Source organism: Flavobacterium supellecticarium, from assembly GCF_004801375.1.
In the GTDB taxonomy this organism is placed as follows: domain Bacteria; phylum Bacteroidota; class Bacteroidia; order Flavobacteriales; family Flavobacteriaceae; genus Flavobacterium; species Flavobacterium supellecticarium.
In genome coordinates this window covers 245461-266187 of sequence record NZ_SSNZ01000003.1, presented here as the reverse complement: position 1 = coordinate 266187, position 20727 = coordinate 245461, and the positions used below count along the sequence as shown (strand labels likewise).

The following is a 20727-nucleotide window of genomic DNA, read 5'->3' as shown; positions in this document are numbered from 1 at the left end:
CTTATTATTTAATCGTTGATCCTGAATTACATTCGTTCCGGCACCTGAATACCCAGAAGTTTGAATGCCGATTCGATGATTTGTCCTACTTTTTCAGATAACTGTACCCGGAATACTTTTTTCTGGTTGTCTTCTTCTCCAAGAATTAAAACCGATTGGTAAAACGAATTGTACTCTCTTACCAGATCATAGATATAATTTGCGATTAACGCCGGACTATGATGCGAAGCCGCATTTTGAATTACTTCCGGATATAACGCGATCTGTTTTATAAGTTCTTTTTCTTTTTCGTGTAATTCAACACTTACAATTTCGTCCAGACTAAAAGTTGCTTTTCTTAAAATGGATTGAATACGGGCATAGGTATACTGAATAAAAGGTCCTGTATTTCCGGCAAAATCTACGGATTCTTTCGGATTAAACAACATGCTCTTTTTCGGATCCACTTTTAGCATAAAGTATTTTAACGCACCCATTCCAATTATTTTATAAAGTGCTGCTTTTTCGGCATCGGAATAACCGTCCAGTTTTCCTAATTCTTCCGAAATGGATTGTGCCGTTGCGGTCATTTCCTCCATTAAATCATCGGCATCCACAACCGTTCCTTCACGGGATTTCATTTTTCCGGAAGGCAATTCAACCATTCCATAGGACAAATGATACAGACTTTCAGCCCAATCAAAGCCTAATTTTTTCAGGATCAGGAATAATACTTTAAAGTGGTAATCCTGTTCGTTTCCTACCGTGTATACCATTCCACCTACATCCGGGAAATCTTTTACACGCTGAATCGCGGTTCCGATATCCTGTGTCATATAAACAGCCGTACCATCCGAACGCAACACCAGTTTTTCATCCAGTCCGTCGGCGGTAAGATCGATCCAAACCGATCCGTCTTCTTTTTTATAGAAAACGCCTTTTTCCAGTCCCATTTGTACCACATCTTTTCCTAGCAGGTACGTATTGCTTTCAAAATATTCTTTATCAAAATTAACGCCCAGATTTTTGTAGGTCACAGCAAATCCGTCATATACCCATTGGTTCATTTTTTCCCAAAGTGCTACAACTTCCGCATCGCCAGCTTCCCATTTGCGTAGCATATCCTGAGCTTCCAGAATGATCGGAGCCTGTTTTTTGGCTTCTTCTTCCGTTTTGCCTTCGCTCATTAACGCTGCAATCTGTTGTTTGTACTCTTTATCAAACGTCACATAAAAATTTCCTACCAGTTTGTCGCCTTTTAATCCGGTACTTTCCGGCGTCTGATCCTGTCCAAATTTTTGCCAGGCCAACATCGACTTACAGATATGAATTCCTCTATCGTTGATGATTTGTGTTTTGTACACTTTTTTACCGGCTGCTTTTAGGATTTCGGCAACCGAATAGCCTAACAGGTTATTACGAACGTGCCCTAAATGCAACGGTTTGTTTGTATTGGGCGATGAATATTCTACCATTATGGCCTTATCGCCTTCTTTTGGCGAGCAGAAACCATACTGCGCCTCATTTTTTATAGTGTTGAAAAAATTCAGATAGTAAACATCGTCAATCACGATATTCAGGAATCCTGAAACCACATTGAATCGCACGACCTCTTCGGTATTATCTACCAGATATTGTCCTATTTTTGTTCCCAGTTCAACCGGATTACTTTTTATCAGTTTTAAAAGCGGAAAAATTACCATTGTAATATCGCCTTCAAACTCCCTGCGTGTTACCTGAAATTCAACTTTTTCGAGTGTAACATCAAATAATACCTGTATCGCTTTTTGTATAGGAGGCGTAAGAATTTGTGATAATGTCATGGTGATTTTATTTTTAAGCGTGCAAAGATACGTTTAATTCAGTAATTTGTAAATTTGAAAATAACAAAAATAACTATTGATTTTCAAGTCTTTACATTTCCCTTCACTAATTTGCATATTTTTTACGTTTTTTTTGTAACAAAACCCCCTTTTTTCTGTCTATTCATTGTATCCATTTCCGGGTTTTGTAGGAATTCCTATTTAAACCTGTTATAAATAGTACTTTGTTATACAAACAACTGGAATATTACTATACATTTGCATCCGGGAAATAATCATCAATTAGAAAAACAATCAAACATGAAACTAAAACTATTCTTAATCTGTATGCTTGCCGCTATCGGTAATCTTTACGCCCAAACTCAGGGATCTGTCACGGGTAAGGTGGTTGATAAGGCTTCTAAAGAACCGATATCATATGCCACCATTGCCATTAAAGAAAACAATAAAGTGGTTACCGGAGGTATTACAGAAGACAACGGTTCGTTCACTATTGGCGGACTGGCACCAAAATCATATGTTTTGGAAATTCAGTATATGGGTTATAAAACCCTGACACGATCAATAATCATTACACCGGAAAACAAAGCCGTTGCATTGGGTACTATTGCCTTTGAACCGGAAGCCAAACAACTGGAAGGCGTTACCGTAGTAGCCGAACGCTCTACCATCGAACAAAAAATCGACCGAAAAGTCGTAAACGTAGGTCGTGACCTTACCACTGCCGGTGCAACAGCGTCCGATATTATGAACAATATCCCATCGGTAAACGTAGATCAGGACGGAAAAATTTCCCTACGCGGAAACGAAAACGTACGTATATTGGTTGATGGAAAACCAACCAATATGGATGCTTCTCAGTTATTAAAGCAAATTCCGTCGACTTCAATTAAAAAAATTGAGTTGATCACTAATCCATCGGCAAAATACAATCCGGAAGGAATGTCCGGTATTATTAATATCGTATTGCACAAAAATTCCAACAATGGTTTTAACGGAAACTTTAATACCGGTATCACATTTGGTGACGTACCGAAGTACAACAATACGTTGGACATGAACTACCGCAGCGGGAAAGTGAACTTTTTCGGAACCTACGGTAACACTTTGGGAGAACGCTTAAACGAAGGTGAAATCAAACAATTTGATGACAATTCCCTACAACTTTTTGACATCAGTAACGACAACAAAACACATATGTTTAAAGCGGGAATGGATTTTTACATCAACGATAAAAATACCATTTCAGCCTATACCAATCAAAGCTTTACAAGCGGTTTAGGAAATGTTCGTACGGATCTGTTTTTCCCGAACGCAGCCAATAACATCACACAAAAGGACATTTACGACACTGATAACGTAAACAGCACCTACAACCTGGCTTACAAACACCTGTTTGGAAAAGAAGGCCATACTTTGGATGTGGAAGCGAACTACAATCATACCAAAAGTAATCAAGATGCCTCTTTTAACCCAATGGGTGGTGGTTTAAATCCCTATGCCGATTATGTAAAAGACAACCGTAACAGTACGATTATCAACGTGGATTATGTAAACCCGTTAAACGAGAAATCGACTTTGGAAATGGGAGCTGAAGCGCGTTTAATGCGTACGGACAATAATTACCTAACGTCCCGTTTAAACACACCAAATGCGAACTTTAATTATGATGTGGATATTTATTCCTTCTACACTACTTTCGGTCAGAAGTTTAAAAAATTCAGCTACCAGTTAGGTGCGCGTTTAGAGAGTTATAAAGTTCAGGCGGATTATTTCCAAAACGGACAAAATGCACCGTTTAAAAACGACTATATTACCGTTTATCCATCGGCTTACCTTACGTATACACCAACTGAGAAAAACCAATTCCAGATTAGTATGAGCCGTAGAGTGGATCGTCCGAGTGTAGAACAAACCAAGCCAATCCGTGAATTCAGTACACCAAGAGTAACGTCCGTTGGTAACCCGGAATTGGTTCCTCAATTTACCAACTCGGTAGAAGTAAACTATACCCGAATGCTGAAAAACGGTTCGGTAACAGCCGGAGTATATTACCGTGATATTCACGATGAGATTACCCGTACATTCTATCCGGATCCAAATGCTGACCCAAGTACCAAAAAAATCATCATGAGTTATACCAACTTTGATAAAAACTTAGCGTATGGTTTTGAGGTTTCAGCCAACTATAAATTCAATTCATGGTGGGATGTTCAGCCAAGTGTTGACTTCTCAAACATTCGCCAGAAAGGTGTTGTCGCCATTAAAAATGACGTAACCGGAGATTTCGATTATACTTTAAAACAGATTGATGCGGCAGCTTTTAATGCCCGTTTAAACAACAACTTTAAAGCTTCAAAAAGTCTGCGTTTTTCTTTATTCGGATTCTATAGAGGACCGGTAGATGGTGTTCAGGCAAACAGCAAAGCCATGTATAAAATTGACGCGGGAACCCGTTATAGCTTCTGGGCAAACAAAGCCTCTTTGAGCATCCGTTTCAACGATATCTTTAAAACCATGAAATACGGATTCGAAAGTCAGAACCCTTATCCGGGTGAAGGAGAATTCCGTTGGGAAAGTCAGTCATTGTTCGTAGGATTTAATTATATGTTCGGTGGCGGAAAAAACAGAGCTTTACAGCGTAAACAACGTGAGGACAACACCAAACAAAGTAGTGGTGGTATGTTCTAATACTCCAAGAGTTTTAGATTTTTATTATAATTTGTTTGAGGAACCCCGGAGTATATCCGGGGTTTTTTCATTCTATTTTTTCTTCTCAAATTGCAGCGCTTTTGTTTTTTCCGGATCCTCGGCATTTTTTGTCAGATCAAACATGGTTCCGAAAAGGCGATCCCAAAACGTATTACTCACACCAAAACCCAAATGCTCCTCTTTATAATGATGCAAATGGTGATTGCGCCATAGCGGTTTCATAAACTTAAAAGGCGGTGCATAAGCGTGAATCGCATAATGCATCGATGCATATAGCAAATAGCCAAACATAAACCCCGGAAAAAAAGCCCAGGTATAATCCCATAAAAAAAGATAATGCAAAAGGAACAGCGCCGTAGCCAGAATCAGACTAGGCACCGGAGGCATAAACAGCCGTTCCCGATCGCGCGGATATTCGTGATGATTGCCGTGTAACACATAGGAAATCCGTTTCAACCGCGGATTATCGGAAATAAAATGAAACACGAACCGGTGTGCGATATATTCAAAAAAAGTCCAGAACAGCATTCCCCCGAAAAAAAGGAAAATGACATTCCGAACTTCTATATGATACCGATGATTTGCGATAAACAATAATCCTGCTACTATCGGGATATACATACCCCAAATTACGGCCGGATGCGTTTTGGTGAGCATCTCCAGATATTTATTTTTAAAAAGCTGCGCCTGGCCTTTGTTATAAATGGTCTTGTGCTTCATTGTACAATCGTGTTAAGTGAAACATTGTTCGAAACCGTTGTATAATTTACACTATTTTTCACAGAAATACAAAATATACATTTATTATATTCCAGGATTAGCGCTTCTCTTATTCCTTTAGTGCTCTTTTACCTGGACATTCATCAAACATGAAAGGTCAAAACAATCGTAATAGCAGTAGGTAATCACTTTATTTTGTAACTTCTATACAAACGAAAATCTTAAAACACGTACCATGAAAGAATTAACACTATCTGAAATGAAAATGATAAGTGGAGGACACTTAAACCACGATTGTAAAAATGCGTTAATTGGTGCAGGAATCGCATCAGGTGGTCTCTTGCTTTCTGCAGCTGGCGGACCTATAACTTTAGCATTTGGTTTTGCAGGTTTTATCTGGGAAGTAGGCAATAATTTAGGGGCATGTCACGGGCAACTATAATACTGTTAAAAAAATAGAGCGGTTACTATTTAACCGCTCTAGTCAATTTTAATTTTATCCGATTATGAAACTACTTAAAGCAATTCTAACCCTGATTATGGTTTTAGTTTGCGTTGGATATATGTTGTTTACAAAACAATATATTATGCCAGTGATTATCATTATAGCCGTGCTTCTGGCATATTATAATACTAAAACCGGAAAATGTAATTATTGGTAATTACCACTTAATAATCGCACTTGCCCAGGTAAATCCACTACCGAAAGCTGCCAATACTACCGTATCACCGTCTTTGATTTTCCCTTGTTCCCAGGCTTCGGTTAAAGCGATCGGAATCGATGCAGCGGTAGTATTTCCATATTTCTGGATATTGTTATGAACCTGATCATCGGTCAGTTTGAATTTTTGTTGAATAAACTGTGAAATTCTCAGATTCGCCTGATGCGGAATCAACATATCGATATCGGCTACCTGTAGGTTGTTGGCCTGTAATCCTTCCATGATCACTTCGCTAAAACGAACCACTGCATTTTTAAACACAAATTGTCCATTCATATACGGATAGTAACTTTCGTCATTCGGATCATTATCCGCCAAAATATCCGTTACCCAACGTTGTCCCATTCCCGGCGCTTTTAACACCAATTCGTCGGCATGTTCCCCTTCGGAATGCAAATGCGTAGACAATACACCTTTACCCGGCGTTTCGCTTCGGCTTAAAACCGCCGCTCCGGCACCATCACCAAAAATCACCGAAACACCGCGACCTCTGGTGGTCATGTCCAATCCGGTAGAATGTACTTCAGAACCAATAATCAATATATTTTTATACATACCGGTTTTGATAAACTGATCGGCTACCGAAAGTGCATATACAAATCCGGAACACTGATTCCGTACATCCAAAGCACCCACCGTACGCAATCCCAGATCTCTTTGCACAGCAACACCCGGTCCCGGAAAATAATAATCCGGACTTAAGGTTGCAAAAACTACAAAATCAATATCTTCTTTCGCCACACCGGAACGTTCGATTGCAATTTTAGCAGCTTTAACGCCCATCGTTGTGGTGGTATCTTCTCCTCTAATTACATGGCGTCGCTCCTGAATACCGGTTCGCTCCTGGATCCACTCATCGTTGGTATCCATAATTTTTGACAAATCGTCATTCGTTACCACATTATCGGGAACGTAATAGCCTAATCCTGAAATTCTTGACTGATACATTTTTTTATTTTTTTATTAAAAACAGGGATGCAAATTTACAAATTATAAAAAAACATGTCACCTTATCCTTTTATTTTTTACACAATCTCAGACCGTTAGCACAAACAACCTTCTTTTTTCATAAAACTTACCTCACTTTTGTAACAAGAGTCGGCTATCGTAGACCTATCCTTTATACGAAATCTTCGTAAGCTATAAATCACTATTAATCGTAACACGAATATGAAATTAATGTACAAATCGGTTTTATTTGTGCTATTGGGAATTACTCCGCTATTCGCACAGGAAAACATCACCTACCAGAAACCGCCGGCCAGTATCTTACAGTTGGCCGATTTTGAAAGAGCGCCATCCGTTATCATGGATACCAAAAAAGAATGGATGCTACTCACCTATCGCAACACCTACAAAAGTCTGGACGACCTCAACCAAGAGGAACTACGCCTGGGCGGTTTACGTATCAACCCGGTAACCAATATTTCGAGTACGGTAACTTATATGAACAACATTAAAGTGCGCCGTATTAAAGATAAAAATATAATACAGGTACAAGGTTTACCGCAAAATCCGAAGATCAGCAACCTTTCGTGGTCGCCGGATGAGAAAAAAATGACGTTTACCCATACCACTGCCACCGGAGTGGAATTATGGATTTTGGATATTGCGACGGCTAAAGCCACAAAACTAACTGATGCCAATTTGAATGCCAATCTTGGAAATCCGGTAAATTGGTTCCGCGACGGGCAAAGTCTTTTGGTAAAAATGTTACCGAAAAACAGACCGGCTTTAATCGATGCTAAAAAAGACTTACCCAACGGTCCGATTGTATCGACCAGTGAAGGAAAAGTTTCCCAAAACAGAACGTATCAGGATTTGTTAAAAAACAGAACCGATGAAGCCAACTTCGAAAACATAACCACTTCGGAATTATACCGTATCGGATTGGATGGTAAAAGCAGTCTTTTTAAAACCGCCGATATGTACGCCGGAGAAACATTTTCACCGGACGGAAATTACCTATTGGTAACTGTCCTTCAAAAGCCGTTTTCGTATATCGTACCTTTAAACCGTTTTCCGCAAAAAACTACCGTTTATGATGTAAATGGAAAAGAAGTCAAAGTGGTAAACGAAGTTCCGTTAACGGAGATCATGCCAAAAGGTTTTATGGCCGTACGAAAAGGAAAAAGAAGTATGAACTGGAGAAACGATGCTCCGGCGACACTTTTCTTTGCCGAAGCATTGGATGAAGGAAATCCGGAAAACAAAGTGGAATTCCGCGACCAGTTGTATTTATGGTCGGCGCCTTTTACTTCCAATCCAACGCCCTTGGTAAAAACGCAACAACGTTTTAGCGATATCATTTGGGGTAATGATAAAATCGCGATTGTATCCGACAGTTGGTATGACACACGTAATACCAAAACCTATCTGATCAACCCGTCGAATTCGTCGGAAACACCAAAAGTAATCTGGGATCGAAACGAACAGGATATTTATTCCGATCCGGGGAATTTTGAAACCGTTAAAAATGCTTACGGAAAACGTGTTCTGGCATTGGAAAATGACAACGCCTTTTTAATCGGGGCGGGTTATACCAAAAATGGACAGTTTCCTTTTATCGACGAATTCAACATCAAAACCTTAAAGACAAAACGTCTGTATCAATCGGCTTATACCGATAAAATGGAGAGCATTTTCTCTATAGAGGATTTCAAAAAAGGTGATGTTTTGGTGCAAATTCAGTCCAAAAGTGAGTTCCCGAACTATTACTTCCGCAACATCAAAAAGAAAAATCAGTTAACACAGGTTACCGATTTTGCCAACCCGTTTGAGAGTATTAAAAACGTCTATAAAGAAGTGATCAAATACAAACGTAAAGACGGTGTGGAACTATCGGGTACGCTATACTTACCTGCGGGTTACGATCGTACGGCTAAAAAAGACAAACTACCGTTACTAATCTGGGCCTACCCAACCGAATACAAAGACAAAAACAGCGCCGGACAAAGTTCGTCCAACCCAAATGAGTTTACCTTCCCATACTACGGATCGTTTATCTATTGGGTAACTAGAGGGTATGCCATTTTGGATGATGCTGCTTTCCCAATTGTTGGTGAAGGAAAAACCGAACCAAACGATACTTTTATTCCGCAATTGGTAGCCAATGCTGAAGCAGCGATTGATGCCGTGGATAAATTAGGGTATATCAACCGTAAAAAAGTTGCCGTTGGCGGACATTCCTACGGTGCTTTTATGACAGCGAACTTATTAACGCATTCCAACTTATTTGCTTGTGGTATCGCGCGTAGTGGTGCGTACAACCGGACACTAACTCCTTTTGGTTTCCAAAGCGAGCAACGTAACTATTGGGAAGTGCCTAACATTTATAACGAGATGTCTCCGTTTATGAATGCCGAAAAAATGAAAACACCGCTTTTACTGGTTCACGGAGAAGCCGATAACAACCCGGGAACGTTTACGTTACAAACGGAGCGTTATTTCCAGGCATTAAAAGGTTTGGGAGCACCGGCAAGAATGGTAATCCTACCGAAAGAATCGCATGGTTATGTAGCCAAAGAAAATATTTTCCATTTGTTATGGGAACAGGATCAATTCCTTGAAAAATATCTTAAAAATTAATCCTAAAAAATCCCTCCTGTAATAAAGAGGGATTTTTTTATTGTACCGAAGTATTTTTATTTTTCGCGATGGATTTTGGTTTGTTCCTTTGCAACATTAATAGTGACGACACTATTTCCATATTCTGCAATTACCACAAAAATGACGATTAAAAGGGCAAATGCAAAAGAACTGATTACTCCGATTGCGATATTATTCCAAAAGGAAGGCACAAGCGGCTTTATAATGTCTTTTAGTATTTCTGTTTGCCGACTTGCAACCTGACCATCATAATTTTTTAGTTCTTCCTGAAGAAGACTATCTATAAATCCCTGAAGTGTACATTCTGCTTTGGCCTTATAGCTTTGGATAGCACAATCGGAAGACGAAAAGGTATTAAACGCTATTAAATTCGTATCCGTAAGGCAATTTCCTTTTTGTCCCTGTTTTTCAATATATTCGACTTTACTCTTCTTATAGAATGAATAAGCGATATGTCCAATAAGATCGGTATCTTCCTATACCAGTTTGGAATAAATGTAATTATAATTTCGCTGCTTATTCGTTTAGAGATTTCCCATACGCTTCATTAATTTCCTCTCTGCTGATCTCTCTAATCCTTACAATCCCATCTATAATAGTCTTGACTGTAATCACACCTTTATAATTTCCAACATTTTCCGAACGAACATCATTATTAGCAATAAGCATACGATTGACTTTCCGAATTGTTCCCGGCGATATTTTAAATTTCAACTCTTGCATAACTCCTTCATTTTAAAATCCTGTCTTTACCAAAGTTAAGAAAAAAAAATATTTTTATAACAATGATTTAAAAAAAACGCAGTTTTACAACAACTCATGAAAACAATGCCCCGTTACTTTATGCCATAAAAAAAACTCCAACAAATGGAGCTTTTATTTCAACTTCGATCGAATCGCTTGTATTTTATTTTGTCGTTCCATCGAAAAGGTAGCGGTAGCTTTATTAACATAGTCATAGATGGCAACAGCTTTCCTATAGAGATTTTCCTGGTAGTCTTTCTCCGGCTCAATCTGCGTTAGATAATCTGCGAACAGTTCCAGATTGTCCGCCGAAAATCCCGGATTTTCCAATAAGAACGAAATGATATTTTCCGGTTCCACGTTTAGCAACGTATCCAATCCAAAACCCATTTCTTCTATCAACGCACTATTAACAGTATCCGAATCCAGTGTTAGTCCGCCTCCGGATCCTCCGCCTTTCATTCGTTCCATCAATCGTTTTAAAGCGAATCCGAGTTCACTAATTTGCCGCATTAAGCTATCTTCTCTTGGCATCGTATTTAGCTAATCATTAAAGTTACTTCTTCGTTGTTTTCCAGTGCCGTATCATGTTCAAAAAAGATCACCTTCCGATCAAAAACACCTTTAATCAGGTAATGACTTCCTTTATAATACGACTGTTTTGCCAGTACTTTCATTTTTCCGCTTTCCACAACCCGCAATTGATGCGGATACAACAATACCACCTCATCTTCACCATCAACTTCCACAATATCCGACAATTTCAGTTCGTTAACTTCACCAAAAAGCGACGCGGTATATTTATTCACCGGATTATTATAAATGATCGTCGAAGGCCCGCGATCTACAACTTTACCATCGTATAACACAAAAGTTTCATCAGCAAAAGACAAAGCATCCGTACTGTCGTGCGTTGCCACAATACAGGTGATTTTTTTGGCTTTCAGATAGGCAAACAGATTGCGCCGTAGTGCATTTTTTCTAAAATTATCAATATGACTAAACGGTTCATCCAACAGCATCACTTCCGGTTCCAATGCCAATACGCGTGCCAGTGCCACGCGTTGCTGCTGACCGCCACTCAGGTATTTAGCCTTTACATTGGCATATGCTGTCATTTCTACAATTTCCAACAACTCCTGAATGCGTTGTTTCTTTTCCTCCGGGTAGAAATTCGATAAAAATTTCCCGACATTTTCAGCCACTGTCACATATGGCATCAAATCAAAATCCTGCGCCAGATATTTGATAAACGGCATACCGGGAACCAGATTGTATTTGGGGCCGAGTACCTGGGTTTCACCCCAGAAAATCTGACCTTCGCTCAGATCGTATAAACCGTAAATCAGTTTTAAAAGGGTACTTTTTCCACATCCGCTTTCACCAATAACCGCAATATGCTGTCCCCTTTCTATGGTAAAATCGATATTATTAATTATCGTTTTTTCGTTATAACCAAACGAAATATTTTTTACGTGTAGCATTCTTAATTTTTAGAGGCACAAAATTACAAAGTTTCCATGTTTAACAACAGGAAGACAGCGCTAATCCTTTTGGGAGATTTGATATTTTTCAAAATTTCGGGTATCAATCCGTGCTTTAAGGTCGTGCAACAGGTTGTACAGTCCAAAAAAAGTACGGTTGATATACAGGAAGTGTTTCGATCCGCGGTTACCGTTCATTTTCCGTAATTGGGTATCTTTCGAAAAAGCTTCCCCCATTTTGGCGATATTCTCAAAAAATTCTGCGTTTGAAAAATCGAAATAATCTCCGTGGAAAGGCTGTGTAAACAGACTTAACAACTGGTGAAACAATTCCGAAAAATACGCAATTTCGTCTGGCGTATCGTCTGGTCGGAGGATTTCAAGCTCGAATAATTTTTCACGGAACAATACCGGGTGGTTAATCACCTCCGGTCGGGCCAATTCAAAATACGGAATATAAAAATCTTCCGGCACCTGTTTGATACAACCGAAATCGATAGCAATCAGATTTGCTTCGGCATCCACCAGAAAATTCCCGGGATGCGGATCGGCATGTACCTGTTTTAACGTATGTATCTGAAACATATAAAAATCCCATAAAGCCTGTCCGATACGATCACCTTTTTGCGGATCGGTATTACTCGCAGCAAACTCCGATAAATGTTGCCCATCCATCCAATCCATCGTGATGATTTTTTCGGACGACCATTCCGGATAATAACCTGGAAATTTCAGGTTTTCTATAGCAGCACAGGCTTGGGCAATGGCCATTCCCTGTTTTAATTCCAATTTATAATCTGTTTCTTCGAGCAATTTTTGTTCTACTTCCTTAAAATATTTATCCGAATCCTTTCCTTGCAGGTTAAACATTTTAATGGCAAATGGTTTGACAATAGCCAAATCCGAACTAATACTGTCGGCAACTCCGGGATACTGAATCTTTACAGCCAGTTTTTTTCCGTTTTTTGTCGCCTTATGCACCTGACCGATGCTTGCCGCATTGACCGAATCGGGCGTAAAAGTATCGTATAAGGTTTCCGGATATTCACCCTGGTATTTTTTAAAGGTTTTACGAACCAATGGTGCGGATAAAGGCGGAACGGAAAATTGTGCCAGTGAAAACTTTTCCACATAGGCTTTGGGCATGATGTTTTTTTCCATGCTGAGCATCTGCGCCACCTTTAACGCGCTTCCCTTCAGATTTTTTAATCCATCGTAGATATCCTCTGCATTGTTTTCGTTGAGTTTGTCTTTAGACAGTGTAGGATTCACCATTTTCTCACCATAATAGGCCAGGTAATTTCCACCTACTTTCAAACCCGTTTTCACGAGCGCTCCTGCCCGTTCCATTTTGTTTGTCGGGATTTTATTGAGTGTTTTCATAGGGTCAAACGATTTTTATCAGAGGATCTAGTTAAATCTTTCTTTCCAGACAAACTTGCCGAGATCAAAAAGGCTTTCCAACGGTGTGGTATCCAACACATCGAATGCAGCTTTTACCGCTTTTTCGATCATGATATCCGTTTTTTCGAAACCAACCGATGTATCGTCTATCCAAAACTTCAGGATAAATAGAAATTGTACCCAGGCGGCTTCCGTCAATACCGGTTTGGCCACCTTATCGATTTTTTCATGTTTATCGGCAAACTGAGCCTGTATTTCTTCCTTAAGGAACTTTTTAAATCGATTGCGGAGTTTACGCAGTTGTTTCAGATTATGTAAACCCTTTTCGTTTTCCTTAAGTACGAAGTAGACATAACTTCTGTTTAAAGTCAGGATTTCAAAAAAAGTAAAGTACAACGCCAGTAATTTATTCCGATTGGAATAAGTTGCAAAAGCCTCATCGTTTTTAAGACTTGTCACTGCATTTTCGAACAGCTTGATCCAGATCGTTTCCCGGATTCCATCCAAGGAAGTAAAAAAACTGTAAAATGTGGTTTCTTCAATTTTATTTTCTTTACAAAAGAGAAACACACTCACCGGTTCCTGATGTTTTTCCAGAACCTGATTCATATAATTGGTAATAATCGTATCTTCTGTAACGGATTCTTTTTTTCCGTTGGTTCTTTTTGTCACCGCCATAATCAAATTATATTTAAGGTTTTGTAAAGTTACAAAGCGATTGATGCGATAATCCAAAAAATAAACAAAATATTTGTTAAATATCTTTCATAAAAATTGAACAACAGAATTGTAAAAACAAGACCTGACCCGTTTTAAAACGGGTCAGGTCTGTTCATTCCGATTTCGTTACTCTTAGAAACCGGCAGCAAAAATCTTCGCAAAATCTTCCAGCTTCGTTTGCCCGTCTACCGGCGAACCATTACGTTCGAAATCGGCCGGAATCGTTCCATTTCGGAAACCTGTCCCCATTTCGGTATACAATTGCGCCACCTCTTCCGGAAGTCCGGCTTGTTGCATTCCCTGTAAAGCCTGTTCGTCAGTAAATTCAACCCAAGGCAATTCCGGATTTCCAATCGCCGTTCCTAATATTCGAACTGCTTCATTTGGCGTACGTACATCACTCACAATATAGCGGACATTTTTACCGGTTCTGTTTTTTTGTAATTCCTCGACAGCAGCGGTTGCGATATCGTCCGGATATACAAACGGCACACGAATAGCACCCGGATAATTCGCGCCCATAATTCCCATTCCTTTGATCAATGGCACATCGTTATAAAAATTGGTAAAGAATAAACCGGCACGCAAAAAGGTTACGGAAACCGATTCTAATTCGCTATATATTTTCTCGATGTTATGTAATCCCGCGATTGGACCGTTTCCAGTTGGCAAATCCCCACCGATACTGCTCAACATAACCACGCGTTTTACGCCCGATGCTGTAATCGCAGCTGCAAAAGCTTTACCAGCTTCGGTGGTATTCGCAATGATATTCACACCCCCCATATTAGGTGGCGTCATCACAAAAACAGCATCCGCACCGGCAAATGCTTCTTTTAAAAATTCGGCATCACTTACCGATCCTATCGCTGCGACAGCACCTAAATCGGCAATCGCCTGCTGTCTGTCGGCCGCGCTACTGATAACCGTTACCTCGTGTCCGGCGGCTACTAATTTTGTGGTTAAAGGTTTTCCGATGTTCCCTAAAGAACCAGAGATTGTTATTTTCATACGAATTGTTTTTTTAATTTGATAAAACAAAGGTATATTTGTACTTACTTTTATACAAGTACTTACCCCAAAGTATGTATTATGACCGCGATTAAAGAAACATCCACGATACAGGAAAACAAACGTTATGCCTTGGAACAATGCCCGGTGAGTTATGTGATGGAACGCATTGGCGGTTACTGGAAACCAATTATATTGTATCATCTTTCCAAAGGTGACAAACGCTATAGTGAATTGAAAAGGGCTATTCCAGCCATTACCGAAAAAATGCTCATCCAGCATTTAAAACAACTGGAAGCCGACAATCTGGTAATCCGCGAGGCCAAACCGGTTGTTCCTCCTTTTGTCACCTACCGACTTAGCAATGCCGGAATTGGTTTATTACCGGTGATTGAAGCGATGGCGCAATGGGCTTTTCAGGATATGGAAGGGAAATTCTAGATTATTCAATTTTCAGCTTACTTTTTATGCATCAGAATACGATCGAAACACAACTTTCCATAAACGGAAAAACACTTTATATTTATTTTCAAAACAAGTATCCAGACAAACCAACATTGGTCTTTTTACACGATTCATTAGGATGCGTACAACTTTGGCGGGATTTTCCGGAAAAACTGGCCGAAGCCACACAATGTAACCTTTTAATTTACGACCGACTGGGATATGGAAAATCGGATCCAATGCCCACCTACGAACGACCGGTTGCTTATCTGGAAGAAGAAGCCACTGTTTTAAACGAATTACTCGCTCATCTGGAAATTGATCAAGCTATTTTATTCGGACATAGCGATGGCGGTTCGATTGCACTGATTACCGCCAGTAACTATCCAAAACGCGTCAAAGCCGTGATTTGTGAAGCAGCTCATATTTTTGTAGAAGAAGTCACCCTAAAAGGAATCCGCGAGGCGATGGAAGCCTATACCACTACTGACTTAGCCGTTCGTTTGCAAAAATACCACGGCGATAAAGTAGATATGCTTTTTAAAGCCTGGACGTTAACCTGGACCCGCGCCGATTTTAGAAGTTGGAATATCGAAAAATTATTACCCGGAATAAACTGTCCGCTTTTATTTATACAGGGAGAAGCCGATGAATACGGCACACTGAAACAGGTTTACAAAACCATCGATTCCGTTTCCGGACGGGCGGAACACTATCTTATTCCGGAAATTGGTCACACTCCACATAAAGAAGCTCCGGAACTGACATTAGATGCAGCAAAGCATTTTATAGTCGCACTTTGATTTGATCACAAAATAAAAAAGACTGTCGAAACGACAGTCTTTTTATCTTTTATATCACCAGGGGAATTAGTTTCCACCTTGTTTTTTAGCATCCTGAACCATTTTCTCATTTGCAGTAATCGCAAACTCTACACGACGGTTTTTACTACGTCCTTCCGGTGTATCGTTGGTTGCAATCGGATCGGCAATACCCATTCCGGATACTTTAAAACGATTAGAAGACAAGCCTTTTCCGGCCAAATAACTTTTTACGGAAGCCGCTCTTTGTTCAGACAACGACTGGTTGTATTCCACTTTACCGGTATTATCGGTATAACCGTAAATTACAATATCCGTATCGGCATAGCTTTGAAAAACCGGAACCAATTTATCAAGGTTTGCTTTGGCAGAAGCTGTCAGTGTCGATTTGTTAGTATCAAAACGAACAGCATTTTCGCCCAATACCAATTTAATACCTTCTCCAACTCTCTCTACTTCAGCACCGGGCACAGCCTGCTCGATTTCACGGGCTTGCTTGTCCATTTTGTTTCCGATAACGCCACCGGCAACACCACCAACAACACCACCAAGAACCGCACCTAAGGCACCATTACCACCTTTACCGATATTATTTCCAAGTACACCTCCTAAAACCGCACCCGCTACAGCACCGATACCGGCACCTTTTTGAGTATTATTTGCGTTTTTAACCGAGTCACAGCTTGTAAAAACGGATCCGATCATGAATACTGCTGCTATTGTATAAATTGTTATCTTTTTCATATTCTTAATTTTACTTTTTTATTAGTTCAATTTTTCAAACTGGTATACAACGTCTGTCAGTTTACCTCCTACGTTGATTTTATCGATCAACTGGAACGATGTTTCCGACTGGTTTGCTAATTTCAACACATACCCTTCTTTTACTTTTTTGGCTTTTTCGCCCGCATCCAGAAGTTTTAGAACAAACTCACCTTCTTTATTTACAAACCAGGTAAAAGCAGAAGCGAAAGCCGGGCAATTGGCTTTTTCCAGAGCCATATTTCCTTTGTTGTTGTTAGAAATAAATTTCCAGCTGCTTCCCTCAAAGCACTTTGAATCGGCGATCTGAAACGAATTCACCTTAATGTATTCTGAACCCGGGTAACTAACAGAGCTTAAAACCCAGTTACCTTTAATTGCAACCTGAGAAGTTCGGTCTAACTTCGTGTTGGTTACCGACGTTGACTTACATGAAAACAGCATCATGGTAAGTACACTTAAGAAAATTAATTTTTTCATATAGAGCGCTTTAAAATAACTAACACAAATATACTACCTACAGCCTAAATTTGTTAAATTTTGAGTAAGAATTTTTCCACTAAAAGGTCTATTTCCGTCATTTTGTCACATTTTTTGGGTTTGGTACTTAATTTGTATAAATCAGAAAAAGTTTAACAAAAAAAATACAGCTACTATATGACTACAGGAAAAATTAATGTATCGGTAGAAAACATCTTTCCTTTAATCAAGAAGTTTTTATACAGTGACCACGAAATTTTCCTTCGTGAACTTGTATCGAACGCGACGGATGCCACACTAAAATTAAAACACCTTACCAGTATTGGCGAGGCCAAAGTAGAATATGGAAATCCGATTATAGAGGTAAAGATCGACAAAGACGCTAAAAAAATACACATTATCGACCAGGGATTGGGTATGACAGCCGAAGAGGTTGAAAAATACATCAATCAGGTTGCCTTTTCAGGAGCGGAAGAATTTTTGGAAAAATACAAAGATTCGGCTAAAGACTCCGGAATCATCGGGCATTTCGGACTTGGTTTTTACTCGGCCTTTATGGTTGCCGAAAAAGTGGAAATCATCACCAAATCCCACAAAGACGAACCGGCTGCACACTGGACTTGCGACGGAAGCCCGGAATTCACATTAGTAGCATCTGATAAAACCGACAGAGGAACGGAAATTATCCTCCACATTGCTGAGGATTCGCTGGAATTTCTGGAGGAAGGAAAAATCCGCGAGTTACTGATCAAGTACAATAAATTTATGCCGGTTCCGATTAAATTCGGAACACGTACTGAAAAAGTAACCACCGGCGAAGGTGACGATGCGACGGAAGAAACCATCACCGTAGACAACATCATCAATAACCCAAATCCGGCCTGGACCAAACAGCCGAGCGATCTTAACGATGCCGATTATAAAAACTTCTACCGCGAATTGTATCCGATGCAATTCGAAGAACCGCTTTTCAACATCCATTTAAATGTTGATTATCCGTTTAACCTGACCGGTATTTTGTATTTCCCGAAAATGTCGGCCGATTTACAAATTCAAAAAGACAAAATCCAGTTGTATCAAAACCAGGTTTTTGTTACAGATAACGTAGAAGGAATCGTTCCGGAATTTTTAACAATGTTGAAAGGTGTTATCGACTCTCCGGATATTCCGTTAAACGTATCGCGTTCGTATTTACAGGCGGATGGAAACGTAAAGAAAATTTCAAACTATATTACCCGTAAGGTAGCCGACAAATTAAAATCGTTGTTTACTGAAAACCGCGAGGATTTCGAACAGAAATGGAACGATATCAAAATCGTTCTGGAATACGGAATGTTATCCGAACCGAAATTCTATGAAAAAGCAGGTGCTTTCGTATTATATCCTTCTGTAGATGGAAAATACTATACGCTGGACGAATTAAAAGAAGCCCTGAAAGACAAACAAACGGACAAAGACGACAAACTGGTTGTTTTATACGCTTCCAATAAAGATGTACAGCACAGCTATATCGAATCGGCAAAAGAAAAAGGCTACGAAGTATTATTACTGGACAGCCCGATTGTTTCGCACCTGATTCAGAAACTGGAAGCCGACAATGAAAAACTGACGTTCACCCGAGTGGATTCGGATCATATTGACAATCTGATTAAAAAAGAAGATAACCCGATTTCAAAACTATCCGAAGACGAGCAAAACAACCTGAAAACGGTGTTGGAAGAAATCGTACCAAAAACATCCTATACGGTTCAGTTGGAAGCAATGGACAGCAAAGCGGCTCCATTTATGATCACACAACCGGAGTTTATGCGCCGAATGAAAGAAATGAGTCAGTCCGGTGGCGGTGGTATGTTTGGTATGGGTAATTTCCCGGAAATGTACAACCTGATCATCAATACTAATTCCGATCTGGCGGCTACCATTCTAAACACAGCCGACAAAACGGTACAGGAAAGTCTTGTAAAACAGGCTTTGGATTTGGCTAAGTTATCTCAGAATCTTTTAAAAGGAGAAGAGCTAACCGCCTTTGTAAAACGTAATTTCGAGTTAATCAAATAACTCCAATTATTATATTCGATTATTTAAGAAAAGCAGCAGGAACACCTGTTGCTTTTTTTATATCTGAATTATTCCGACAATTGTATCGCATTGTCCTTTTCTTCCTCCGATAATTCCGCCTCATCAACTTCCTCGAAATTAATATACTTAAAGTTGATATTAATGATATCTGAATTTGGAATCATTAGATAACGACTGGAAATCACATAATAATCTTCATCCCCGGCCTTATCATTTTCCAGATACCTCCGAATCGGATACTTTAAATGTACCGCTTCCAAATCGCCTTTACCATCTACATAATAATTAAAATATTCGCCGGTGTACAATACCGTACGACCATTTACCTTACAAAGTACATTGATAATTTTATTGGTAATTTCTTCGTATTCATCTGGAACATCGGGAAAATCCAGGCATTCCCCGGAAAAGATATAATGCCATTTATTTGAAAAACGAAAATAACGGAACTTGCGATCTAGTTTAAAAAAGCGCACCATTTTTCGCAGCAGATAACCCGCGACAAAAGAGGTTTTAAAAAGAATGAGATTATAAAAAAATATGGCGTATTTATAATCGTTTAATTGAGCGAAACGCGCATCTGCATTTTGGGAAGTTCCCAAAACCAGATTACCCAATTGTACAAAATCGACGGAATACCGGGTAGCATTCTGTATGATCGCGACAAAAATGATGTGTAATGTGAGTGCCGGAATGATTGACCAAGTCAATTCGTTAACCAGATTTCTATTGGAATCTGCAACACTTAATTTAGAAGAATTATACGCAATTCGGGCCAAAAAACCCGGAGCAAGGATGATAAACAGTAATACTGTTGTAAAGGCAATATTCATCCCGTTATCCCAATTCCCTTACTCTAAAATAGCGTCCTCCGATTTTTACCAGCTGGCTCTCTCCGCTAACGGCACTTATTTTATGCGCAATACGAACCAGTCCACTTCCAATTTCGGGATTAGAAGTAACTGAAGCTTTTCCGCTCTTATGTATAAACTTTAACATTGTAAAAGTATTAGCTCTTACAAATATACAAATAATTTCTACCTGAAAAAACCGGTAAATGGATAACAATCAAAAATATAAGTTCATTTCTGCCATTATTACAGTAAAAAAGTGATTTTTCGCACCAGTAATCTCGATACTCAATCTGACACTATTAAGATCACAAAACAAACACCTACAAAACCAAAAAAGCACACAAATCGCCTAAATAATA

Annotated in this window: 19 protein-coding genes; 6 read left to right on the top strand and 13 right to left on the bottom strand. The window is 39.4% G+C overall.

Going from position 1 to position 20727, the window contains the following annotated elements:
- Positions 1 to 26: 26 nt before the first annotated feature.
- Entirely contained in the window at positions 27 to 1802 is a 1776-nt protein-coding gene (gene argS / locus E6C50_RS10415) for an arginine--tRNA ligase (protein WP_136403169.1), read from the bottom strand.
- Between the two features lie 300 nt (positions 1803 to 2102).
- Between argS and E6C50_RS10410 the strand changes: the two genes are divergently transcribed.
- The gene (locus tag E6C50_RS10410; protein ID WP_136403168.1) at positions 2103 to 4493 is read left to right on the top strand and encodes a TonB-dependent receptor domain-containing protein; all 2391 of its coding nucleotides are present in this window, start codon (positions 2103 to 2105) and stop codon (positions 4491 to 4493) included.
- Between the two features lie 72 nt (positions 4494 to 4565).
- Here E6C50_RS10410 and E6C50_RS10405 read toward each other — a convergent pair whose 3' ends face one another.
- A complete protein-coding gene (locus tag E6C50_RS10405) occupies positions 4566 to 5234 on the bottom strand; it encodes a sterol desaturase family protein (RefSeq protein ID WP_136403167.1) in 669 nt (222 codons plus the stop codon).
- 235 nt (positions 5235 to 5469) lie between these two features.
- Between E6C50_RS10405 and E6C50_RS10400 the strand changes: the two genes are divergently transcribed.
- The gene (locus E6C50_RS10400) at positions 5470 to 5676 is read left to right on the top strand and encodes a hypothetical protein (RefSeq protein ID WP_136403166.1); all 207 of its coding nucleotides are present in this window, start codon (positions 5470 to 5472) and stop codon (positions 5674 to 5676) included.
- A 220-nt stretch (positions 5677 to 5896) separates the two neighbouring features.
- On the opposite strand, the gene E6C50_RS10395 is transcribed toward E6C50_RS10400, so the two are convergent.
- A complete protein-coding gene (locus tag E6C50_RS10395) occupies positions 5897 to 6904 on the bottom strand; it encodes a 3-oxoacyl-ACP synthase III family protein (protein WP_136403165.1) in 1008 nt (335 codons plus the stop codon).
- 222 nt (positions 6905 to 7126) lie between these two features.
- Between E6C50_RS10395 and E6C50_RS10390 the strand changes: the two genes are divergently transcribed.
- Positions 7127 to 9544, top strand: a complete 2418-nt coding sequence (locus E6C50_RS10390; RefSeq protein ID WP_136403164.1) for an alpha/beta hydrolase family protein — start codon at positions 7127 to 7129, stop codon at positions 9542 to 9544.
- A 537-nt stretch (positions 9545 to 10081) separates the two neighbouring features.
- On the opposite strand, the gene E6C50_RS10385 is transcribed toward E6C50_RS10390, so the two are convergent.
- From E6C50_RS10385 to E6C50_RS10360, 6 genes are all read right to left on the bottom strand, one after another.
- Complete coding sequence (locus E6C50_RS10385) at positions 10082 to 10288, bottom strand: hypothetical protein (RefSeq protein ID WP_136403163.1); 207 nt, start codon at positions 10286 to 10288, stop codon at positions 10082 to 10084.
- Positions 10289 to 10441: 153 nt separating this feature from the next.
- Entirely contained in the window at positions 10442 to 10843 is a 402-nt protein-coding gene (locus E6C50_RS10380) for a hypothetical protein (RefSeq protein WP_136403162.1), read from the bottom strand.
- 5 nt (positions 10844 to 10848) lie between these two features.
- Positions 10849 to 11793, bottom strand: a complete 945-nt coding sequence (locus E6C50_RS10375) for an ABC transporter ATP-binding protein (protein WP_136403161.1) — start codon at positions 11791 to 11793, stop codon at positions 10849 to 10851.
- 60 nt (positions 11794 to 11853) lie between these two features.
- Positions 11854 to 13176, bottom strand: a complete 1323-nt coding sequence (locus E6C50_RS10370) for an ABC1 kinase family protein (protein ID WP_136403160.1) — start codon at positions 13174 to 13176, stop codon at positions 11854 to 11856.
- Positions 13177 to 13203: 27 nt separating this feature from the next.
- The gene (locus E6C50_RS10365; RefSeq protein WP_136403159.1) at positions 13204 to 13875 is read right to left on the bottom strand and encodes a TetR family transcriptional regulator C-terminal domain-containing protein; all 672 of its coding nucleotides are present in this window, start codon (positions 13873 to 13875) and stop codon (positions 13204 to 13206) included.
- Between the two features lie 174 nt (positions 13876 to 14049).
- Positions 14050 to 14928, bottom strand: coding sequence for an NmrA family NAD(P)-binding protein (locus E6C50_RS10360; protein WP_136403158.1), 879 nt, complete (start codon positions 14926 to 14928; stop codon positions 14050 to 14052).
- An 81-nt stretch (positions 14929 to 15009) separates the two neighbouring features.
- On the opposite strand from E6C50_RS10360, the gene E6C50_RS10355 reads away from it, so the two are divergent.
- Both E6C50_RS10355 and E6C50_RS10350 read left to right on the top strand, forming a co-directional pair.
- Positions 15010 to 15369: a winged helix-turn-helix transcriptional regulator gene (locus tag E6C50_RS10355; protein WP_136403157.1), complete on the top strand. Its 360-nt coding sequence runs from the start codon at positions 15010 to 15012 to the stop codon at positions 15367 to 15369.
- A gap of 26 nt (positions 15370 to 15395) precedes the next feature.
- Complete coding sequence (locus tag E6C50_RS10350) at positions 15396 to 16175, top strand: alpha/beta fold hydrolase (protein ID WP_136403156.1); 780 nt, start codon at positions 15396 to 15398, stop codon at positions 16173 to 16175.
- 66 nt (positions 16176 to 16241) lie between these two features.
- Here E6C50_RS10350 and E6C50_RS10345 read toward each other — a convergent pair whose 3' ends face one another.
- Together E6C50_RS10345 and E6C50_RS10340 are read right to left on the bottom strand one after the other, a co-directional pair.
- A complete protein-coding gene (locus tag E6C50_RS10345; RefSeq protein ID WP_136403155.1) occupies positions 16242 to 16937 on the bottom strand; it encodes an OmpA family protein in 696 nt (231 codons plus the stop codon).
- 21 nt (positions 16938 to 16958) lie between these two features.
- Positions 16959 to 17435, bottom strand: coding sequence for a lipocalin family protein (locus E6C50_RS10340; protein ID WP_136403154.1), 477 nt, complete (start codon positions 17433 to 17435; stop codon positions 16959 to 16961).
- A gap of 177 nt (positions 17436 to 17612) precedes the next feature.
- Between E6C50_RS10340 and htpG the strand changes: the two genes are divergently transcribed.
- Positions 17613 to 19493: a molecular chaperone HtpG gene (htpG, locus tag E6C50_RS10335; protein WP_136403153.1), complete on the top strand. Its 1881-nt coding sequence runs from the start codon at positions 17613 to 17615 to the stop codon at positions 19491 to 19493.
- 68 nt (positions 19494 to 19561) lie between these two features.
- On the opposite strand, the gene E6C50_RS10330 is transcribed toward htpG, so the two are convergent.
- Together E6C50_RS10330 and E6C50_RS17635 are read right to left on the bottom strand one after the other, a co-directional pair.
- A complete protein-coding gene (locus E6C50_RS10330) occupies positions 19562 to 20347 on the bottom strand; it encodes a hypothetical protein (protein WP_136403152.1) in 786 nt (261 codons plus the stop codon).
- 4 nt (positions 20348 to 20351) lie between these two features.
- A complete protein-coding gene (locus tag E6C50_RS17635) occupies positions 20352 to 20513 on the bottom strand; it encodes a hypothetical protein (protein WP_168732783.1) in 162 nt (53 codons plus the stop codon).
- Positions 20514 to 20727: the final 214 nt, after the last annotated feature.

Coding starts and splice junctions, on each gene's coding strand:
- E6C50_RS10345 (WP_136403155.1), bottom strand. CDS start 16,937: ATGAAAAAGATAACAATTTATACAATAGCAGCAGTATTCATGATCGGA.
- argS (WP_136403169.1), bottom strand. CDS start 1,802: ATGACATTATCACAAATTCTTACGCCTCCTATACAAAAAGCGATACAG.
- E6C50_RS10350 (WP_136403156.1), top strand. CDS start 15,396: ATGCATCAGAATACGATCGAAACACAACTTTCCATAAACGGAAAAACA.
- E6C50_RS10365 (WP_136403159.1), bottom strand. CDS start 13,875: ATGGCGGTGACAAAAAGAACCAACGGAAAAAAAGAATCCGTTACAGAA.
- E6C50_RS10405 (WP_136403167.1), bottom strand. CDS start 5,234: ATGAAGCACAAGACCATTTATAACAAAGGCCAGGCGCAGCTTTTTAAA.
- htpG (WP_136403153.1), top strand. CDS start 17,613: ATGACTACAGGAAAAATTAATGTATCGGTAGAAAACATCTTTCCTTTA.
- E6C50_RS10390 (WP_136403164.1), top strand. CDS start 7,127: ATGAAATTAATGTACAAATCGGTTTTATTTGTGCTATTGGGAATTACT.
- E6C50_RS10395 (WP_136403165.1), bottom strand. CDS start 6,904: ATGTATCAGTCAAGAATTTCAGGATTAGGCTATTACGTTCCCGATAAT.
- E6C50_RS10375 (WP_136403161.1), bottom strand. CDS start 11,793: ATGCTACACGTAAAAAATATTTCGTTTGGTTATAACGAAAAAACGATA.
- E6C50_RS10400 (WP_136403166.1), top strand. CDS start 5,470: ATGAAAGAATTAACACTATCTGAAATGAAAATGATAAGTGGAGGACAC.
- E6C50_RS10410 (WP_136403168.1), top strand. CDS start 2,103: ATGAAACTAAAACTATTCTTAATCTGTATGCTTGCCGCTATCGGTAAT.
- E6C50_RS10330 (WP_136403152.1), bottom strand. CDS start 20,347: ATGAATATTGCCTTTACAACAGTATTACTGTTTATCATCCTTGCTCCG.
- E6C50_RS10355 (WP_136403157.1), top strand. CDS start 15,010: ATGACCGCGATTAAAGAAACATCCACGATACAGGAAAACAAACGTTAT.
- E6C50_RS17635 (WP_168732783.1), bottom strand. CDS start 20,513: ATGTTAAAGTTTATACATAAGAGCGGAAAAGCTTCAGTTACTTCTAAT.
- E6C50_RS10340 (WP_136403154.1), bottom strand. CDS start 17,435: ATGAAAAAATTAATTTTCTTAAGTGTACTTACCATGATGCTGTTTTCA.
- E6C50_RS10385 (WP_136403163.1), bottom strand. CDS start 10,288: ATGCAAGAGTTGAAATTTAAAATATCGCCGGGAACAATTCGGAAAGTC.
- E6C50_RS10360 (WP_136403158.1), bottom strand. CDS start 14,928: ATGAAAATAACAATCTCTGGTTCTTTAGGGAACATCGGAAAACCTTTA.
- E6C50_RS10370 (WP_136403160.1), bottom strand. CDS start 13,176: ATGAAAACACTCAATAAAATCCCGACAAACAAAATGGAACGGGCAGGA.
- E6C50_RS10380 (WP_136403162.1), bottom strand. CDS start 10,843: ATGCCAAGAGAAGATAGCTTAATGCGGCAAATTAGTGAACTCGGATTC.